The organism is Actinomyces sp. W5033 (assembly GCF_051303165.1).
This window is the reverse complement of the sequence record NZ_JBPPGD010000005.1, coordinates 8,125-13,157: the sequence shown is the minus strand read 5'-3', so window position 1 is coordinate 13,157 and position 5,033 is coordinate 8,125. Positions and strand designations below refer to the sequence as shown.

Below are 5,033 nucleotides of genomic sequence, written 5' to 3'. Positions count from 1 at the left end.
CACCCCCACAACACCGCCCCGCGGAGCGGCTGGCCCCCAAGGTTCTTGGTGCGGGCCCAGGTCCGGCGCCCTGGGCCCGCACCAGGCAGGACGATCCCCCCGGCTCCGTCAGGAGCCGGGGGGATCGTCCTTGGTCAGCAGCCTGCGCTCACAGCAGCGGCTGCGTCAGATCACTTGAGGATCTTGGTGACGCGGCCGGAGCCCACGGTGCGGCCACCCTCACGGATGGCGAAGCCGAGGCCCTCCTCCATGGCGATGGGCTGGATGAGCTCGACGGTCATCTCGGTGGTGTCACCGGGCATCACCATCTCGGTGCCCTCAGGCAGGGTGATGACGCCGGTGACGTCCGTCGTGCGGAAGTAGAACTGCGGACGGTAGTTCGAGTAGAACGGGTTGTGGCGGCCGCCCTCGTCCTTCGTGAGGATGTAGACGTGGCCCTCGAAGTCCGTGTGCGGGGTGATGGAGCCGGGCTTGACGACGACCTGGCCGCGCTCGACGTCCTCACGCTTGGTGCCACGCAGGAGCAGACCACAGTTCTCGCCGGCCCACGCCTCGTCCATCTGCTTGTGGAACATCTCGATGCCCGTGACCGTGGTCTTCTGGGGCTCGCGGATACCGAGGATCTCGACCTCGGAGTTGATCGGGAGCTTGCCGCGCTCGACACGACCGGTGACGACGGTGCCACGACCGGTGATCGTGAAGACGTCCTCCACGGGCATGAGGAAGGGCTTGTCCATGTCGCGCTCGGGGGTCGGGATGTACTCGTCGACCGCGTCCATGAGCTCCTTGATCTTGCCGGCCCACTCGGGGTCGCCCTCAAGGGCCTGGAAGGCGGAGACGCGGATGACGGGGGCGTTGTCGCCGTCGTACTCCTGGGAGGACAGCAGCTCGCGCACCTCCATCTCCACGAGCTCGAGCAGCTCCTCGTCATCCACCATGTCGCACTTGTTGAGGGCGACGAGCAGGGTGGGGACGCCGACCTGGCGGGCGAGCAGGACGTGCTCGCGGGTCTGGGCCATCGGGCCGTCGGTGGCGGCGACCACGAGGATGGCGCCATCCATCTGGGCGGCACCGGTGATCATGTTCTTGATGTAGTCGGCGTGGCCGGGGGCGTCCACGTGCGCGTAGTGACGCTTCTCGGTCTCGTACTCGACGTGCGCGATGTTGATCGTGATACCGCGCTGACGCTCCTCAGGAGCCTTGTCGATCTCGTCGAAGGGCGTGAAGGGGTTGAGGTCCGGGTACAGGTCGTGCAGCGTCTTGGAGATCGCGGCGGTCAGCGTCGTCTTGCCGTGGTCGACGTGACCGATCGTTCCGATGTTGACGTGCGGCTTGGTCCGCTCGAACTTGGCCTTGGCCACTTGTGTCCTCCTGGGACTCGGGGAGTTCTCTTCGTCGTGAATCGACTAGCGACATGCTAGCCGGGCCCGGGTCGAGAATCTCTACTGATGGGTTGTTGGAAAGATTACTGGTTGCGCCGGCGCACAGGCTCTGCGGCCGACCTTCCCGGGGACCGGACGGGCTGCGTCCGGCCCCCGGAGACTGACGGGGTCACTCGCCCTTGGCCTTGGCGATGATCTCGTCGGCCACGTTCTTCGGGACCTCCGCGTAGGAGTCGAAGGACATCGAGTAGACCGCGCGGCCCTGGGTCTTGGAGCGCAGGTCACCGACGTAGCCGAACATCTCCGACAGCGGGACGGCCGCCTTGATGACCTTGACGCCCACGGCGTCCTCCATCGACTGGATCATGCCACGGCGGGAGTTGAGGTCACCGATGACGTCACCCATGTACTCCTCGGGCGTGCGCACCTCGACGGCCATGACGGGCTCAAGGAGGACCGGGTTGGCCTTCTTCGCGCCCTCCTTGAAGGCCATGGAGCCGGCGATCTTGAAGGCCATCTCGGAGGAATCGACCTCGTGGTAGCCGCCATCGATAAGCGTCGCCTTGACGTCCACCATCGGGTAGCCCGCGAGGACACCCGTGAGCATGGCCTCCTGGACACCGGCGTCAACGCTGGGGATGTACTCGCGCGGCACGCGGCCGCCGGTGACGGCGTTGACGAACTCGTAGTGCTTCTTCTCCTCGCCCTCCTCGGCCTCCTGGACCTCGAGGGGCTCGAAGGACATCTGCACCTTGGCGAACTGGCCGGAGCCACCCGTCTGCTTCTTGTGCGTGTAGTCAACCTTGTCGACCTTGCGCTTGATGGTCTCGCGGTAGGCGACCATCGGGTTACCGACGTTGGCCTCGACCTTGAACTCGCGGCGCATGCGGTCCACGAAGACGTCCAGGTGCAGCTCGCCCATCCCGCCGATGACGGTCTGGCCGGTCTCCTCGTCGAGCTCGACCGTGAAGGTCGGGTCCTCCTCGGAGAGCTTCTGGATGGCGACGCCCAGCTTCTCCTGGTCGCCCTTGGTCTTGGGCTCGATGGCCACGTGGATCACCGGGTCCGGGAAGGTCATGGACTCCAGGATGACCGGCGCCGACTGCGCGCACAGGGTGTCACCGGTGGTGACGTCCTTGAGGCCGATGAAGGCGTAGATGTGGCCGGCGTGGGCCACGTCAACCGGGTTCTCCTTGTTGGAGTGCATCTGGAACATCTTCCCGATGCGCTCCTTCTTGCCCTTGGTGGCGTTGAGGACCTGCTCGCCGGAGGACACCTTGCCCGAGTAGACGCGCACGTAGACGAGCTTGCCGTAGAACGGGTGGGTGGCCACCTTGAAGGCCAGGCCGGAGAAGGGGCCGTTCTCGTCGGACTCGCGCACGACGACGGTCTCCTCGTCGCCGGGGGCGTGGCCCTCGACCGCCGGCACGTCCAGCGGGGACGGCAGGTAGTCGATCACCGCGTCGAGAACGGGCTGGATGCCCTTGTTCTTGAAGGCGGAGCCGGCCAGGACGGGGAAGGCGGAGCCGGAGATCGTCAGCGCACGGACACCGCGCTTGATCTCCTCGACGGTGAGCTCGCCCTCCTCGAGGTACTTCTCCATGAGCTCGTCGTCGGCCTCGGCGACCGTCTCCATGAGCTCGGCGCGCAGCTGCTCGGCGCGGTCCTGGAGCTCGGCGGGGATCTCCTCGTACACGACGACGGAGCCGCGGGTCTCGTTGCCGTCGGCGTCCTTCTCCGGGAAGCGCACGGCGCGCATCTCGATGACGTCAACCACGCCGGAGAACTCGCTCTCCGCCCCGATGGGGAAGTTGACGACCATCGGCGTGGCGTGGAGGCGGTCACGGATCGTCTGGACGGAGAAGTCGAAGTTGGCGCCCAGCTTGTCCATCTTGTTGATGTAGCAGATGCGCGGGACGTTGTACTTGTCCGCCTGGCGCCACACGGTCTCGGACTGGGGCTCGACGCCCTCCTTGCCGTCGAAGACCGCCACGGCGCCGTCGAGCACACGCAGGGAGCGCTCGACCTCGACCGTGAAGTCCACGTGGCCGGGGGTGTCGATGAGGTTGATCTGCGTGCCCTTCCAGAAGGTGGTGGTCGCAGCGGAGGTGATCGTGATGCCACGCTCCTGCTCCTGCTCCATCCAGTCCATCGTGGAGGCGCCGTCGTGGGTCTCACCGATCTTGTAGTTGATACCGGTGTAGAACAGGATGCGCTCGGAGACAGTGGTCTTACCGGCATCGATGTGCGCCATGATGCCGATGTTGCGGACCTTCTTGAGGTCAGTCAGCACGTCAAGTGCCACGTGAGAGTCCTTCGTTCAGTGGGGGGAGAGTCAGCGTCGGCCGGGCCCGCCAGGGGGCGGAGCCCGACCGACGTGTTGCTGTTACCAGCGGTAGTGGGCGAAGGCCTTGTTGGACTCAGCCATGCGGTGCATGTCCTCGCGGCGCTTGACAGCGGCGCCCAGACCGTTGGAGGCGTCGAGGATCTCGTTCATGAGACGCTCGGTCATCGTGTTCTCGCGGCGCTGGCGGGAGAAGTCCACGAGCCAGCGCAGGGCCAGCGTGGTGGCGCGGTTGGGACGGACCTCGACCGGGACCTGGTAGGTCGCGCCGCCGACGCGGCGGGAGCGGACCTCGAGGGCGGGGCGGATGTTGTCCAGGGCGCGCTTGAGGACGGTGACCGGGTCCTGGTCCGTCTTGGAGCGCACACCCTCGAGGGCACCGTAGACGATGCGCTCGGCGGTGGACTTCTTGCCGTCCAGGAGGACGCGGTTGACGAGCTGGGTGACGACCGGCGAGCCGTAGACGGGGTCAACGGCCAGGGGGCGCTTGGGCGCGGGACCCTTACGAGGCATTACTTCTTCTCCTTCTTGGCGCCGTACTTCGAGCGTGCCTGCTGGCGGCCCTTGACACCCTGGGTGTCGAGGGCGCCGCGCACGATGTGGTAGCGGACACCGGGGAGGTCCTTCACACGACCACCGCGGACGAGCACGATCGAGTGCTCCTGAAGGTTGTGGCCCTCGCCGGGGATGTAGGCGGTGACCTCGATGCCGGACGACAGGCGCACACGGGCGACCTTACGCAGGGCAGAGTTCGGCTTCTTCGGGGTCGTGGTGTACACGCGGGTGCACACGCCACGACGCTGCGGGCTGGCCTTGAGCGCCGGCGTCTTGGACGACGAGCGCTTCGAGGAGCGGCCCTTGCGGACCAGCTGCTGAATGGTAGGCACTACGGATTCTCCATCTAGAAGTGCGTCGGACAGGTCTGCTGCCTGCGGCCGGCCCTCGTCCTCGCGCACGGCGCCGCGGGGACCAGGCCGGTGCGCGCCCGAGGGGCTGCGCCCGGAGCCCCGCGGAGTGGGGCCCGTCGGTTCCCACCGCGGCAGACCCGCGTCACGGTGGCGCTGCGGCGCCTCCCGCTGGGAACGGAATGGAGAACGGTGGCCCGCACGCGGGCACCGGGGACAAACATACCGAGCGGCCCCCTCCCCCGCCAGGCGCAGACGGCCACCGCCCTCGTGTCATGCGACACGTCGGGTCACATGCCGCCGCCCGTCCCCGCCGCCCCACCCTGCATCCGTCGAACTCATCGGTTTGGGGGGGGGGGGGCGGAAGTACGGAAGCAGCTCGAACGCGAACAAATGAGGGGG

4 protein-coding genes are annotated in these 5,033 nt (G+C 67.0%); all 4 read right to left on the bottom strand.

The window, feature by feature from the left end; translation table 11 throughout:
- Window positions 1–170: 170 nt before the first annotated feature.
- The gene (tuf, locus tag ACSJJR_RS04375; protein WP_435942273.1) at window positions 171–1,361 is read right to left on the bottom strand and encodes an elongation factor Tu; all 1,191 of its coding nucleotides are present in this window, start codon (window positions 1,359–1,361) and stop codon (window positions 171–173) included.
- 190 nt (window positions 1,362–1,551) lie between these two features.
- Window positions 1,552–3,687 (bottom strand): elongation factor G, encoded by a 2,136-nt coding sequence (gene fusA / locus ACSJJR_RS04370; protein ID WP_435942272.1) that lies wholly within the window; start codon window positions 3,685–3,687, stop codon window positions 1,552–1,554.
- Window positions 3,688–3,768: 81 nt separating this feature from the next.
- Entirely contained in the window at window positions 3,769–4,239 is a 471-nt protein-coding gene (gene rpsG / locus ACSJJR_RS04365; protein WP_435942271.1) for a 30S ribosomal protein S7, read from the bottom strand.
- Window positions 4,239–4,613 (bottom strand): 30S ribosomal protein S12, encoded by a 375-nt coding sequence (gene rpsL / locus ACSJJR_RS04360; protein ID WP_435942270.1) that lies wholly within the window; start codon window positions 4,611–4,613, stop codon window positions 4,239–4,241. Before rpsL ends, rpsG begins: the two co-directional genes overlap by 1 nt.
- Between the last annotated feature and the right edge of the window lie 420 nt (window positions 4,614–5,033).